Annotated in this window: 1 protein-coding gene; it reads left to right on the top strand. The window is 56.5% G+C overall.

The window, feature by feature from the left end:
• The coding region (locus BFP89_RS04855) for an immunoglobulin-like domain-containing protein (RefSeq protein WP_370671203.1) at positions 1–1,877 on the top strand (1,877 nt) is incomplete at both ends.

The following is a 1,877-nucleotide window of genomic DNA, read 5'->3' as shown; positions in this document are numbered from 1 at the left end:
GTGGCACCGAATGACGTCTACAAAGGCGATCAAACCGTCACGACCGCCATCAAAACCGTCACCGGTGGCGAGCACTTTGAAAACCTGGTGCCAGGTACTACAGCGGTTAACACCACCGTTACCGATACCCCAGGCACTGCTGATACCACTACCGTCACGCTCACCGCGCCAAGTGCCGTTAACGAAGGCGGCCAGATCACCTACACCGCGACCTTGAGCAACAAGGCCGGTACTGACGTCACGCTGAAACTCGATAACGGTTCGAACATCACCATCAAAGCTGGTGAAACTGTCGGCACCGTCACCGTCCCTGCGCCAAGCGATGACGTGTTTATCGACAAGAGCACTCAGACGGTCAAGATTACCGACGCAACGGGCGGCAACTTTGAGAAGTTGGAAGTTGCCGGCAACGGCGCAACTACCGCGATCAACGACACCATCGACAAGGTCGACGTTGTACTAACCGCTACCACCACCGTCGGCGAGGGCGGCAACATCCTCTACACCGCCAGCCTTGTGGATAAAAACGGCGCGCCGGTGACTAACATCACCAATCCGCTGACCGTCACACTCGATAACGGCCAGAGCATCACTATCGGTGTAAACCAATCGAGCGGCAGCGTTTCGGTTGTTGCGCCGGATGACGTCTACAAAGGCGATCAAACCGTCACGACCGCCATCAAAACCGTGACCGGTGGCGAGCACTTTGAGAACCTGGTGCCAGGTACCACAGCGGTTAACACCACTGTCACGGATACCCCAAGCACCGCTGATACCACTACCGTCACGCTCACCGCGCCAACCGCCGTCAACGAAGGTGGCCAGATCACTTATACGGCCACTCTCTCTAACAAAGCGGGCAGCGACGTCACTCTGAAACTGGATAACGGCTCGTCGATCACCATCAAAGCCGGCGACACCGTCGGCACCGTCACCGTGCCTGCTCCAAGCGATGACGTGTTCATCGACAAGAGCACTCAAACCGTCAAGATTACCGACGCAACGGGCGGCAATTTTGAGAAATTGGAAGTTGCCGGCAACGGCGCGACCACTGCGATCAACGACACCATCGACAAGGTCGACGTTGTACTGACCGCTACCACCACCATCGGCGAAGGCGGCAACATCGTCTACACCGCCAGCCTTGTGGATAAAAACGGCGCGCCGGTGACCAACATCACCAATCCGTTGACCGTCACCCTGGATAACGGCAAAACCATCACCATCGGTGTGAACCAATCCAGCGGTACGGTCACCGTCGTGGCACCGAATGACGTCTACAAAGGCGATCAAACCGTCACCACTGCAATCAAGACTGTCACCGGTGGCGAGCACTTTGAGAACCTGGTGCCAGGTACCACAGCGGTTAACACCACTGTCACCGATACCCCAAGCACCGCTGATACCACTACCGTTACGCTGACCGCGCCAACCGCCGTCAACGAAGGTGGCCAGATCACTTACACGGCCACGCTTTCCAATAAAGCGGGCAGCGACGTCACTCTGAAACTGGATAACGGTTCGTCGATTATCATCAAGGCAGGCGATACCGTCGGCACTGTGACCATCCCTGCGCCAAGCGATGACGTGTTCATCGATAAGAGCACTCAAACGGTCAAGATTACCGACGCAACGGGCGGCAACTTTGAGAAGTTGGAAGTTGCTGGCAACGGCGCAACCACTGCAATCAACGACACCATCGACAAAGTCGATGTAGTTCTGAGCGCCACAACTACCGTCGGCGAAGGCGGCAATATCGTTTACACCGCCAGCCTTGTGGATAAAAACGGCGCGCTGGTGACCAACATCACCAACCCGTTGACCGTCACCCTGGATAACGGCAAAACCATCACCATCGGTGTGAACCAATCCAGCGG

This window comes from Pseudomonas sp. 31 R 17 (assembly GCF_900004915.1).
Classification (GTDB): Bacteria; Pseudomonadota; Gammaproteobacteria; order Pseudomonadales; family Pseudomonadaceae; genus Aquipseudomonas; species Aquipseudomonas orientalis_A.
This window is presented reverse-complemented; position numbering and strand designations above follow the sequence as displayed.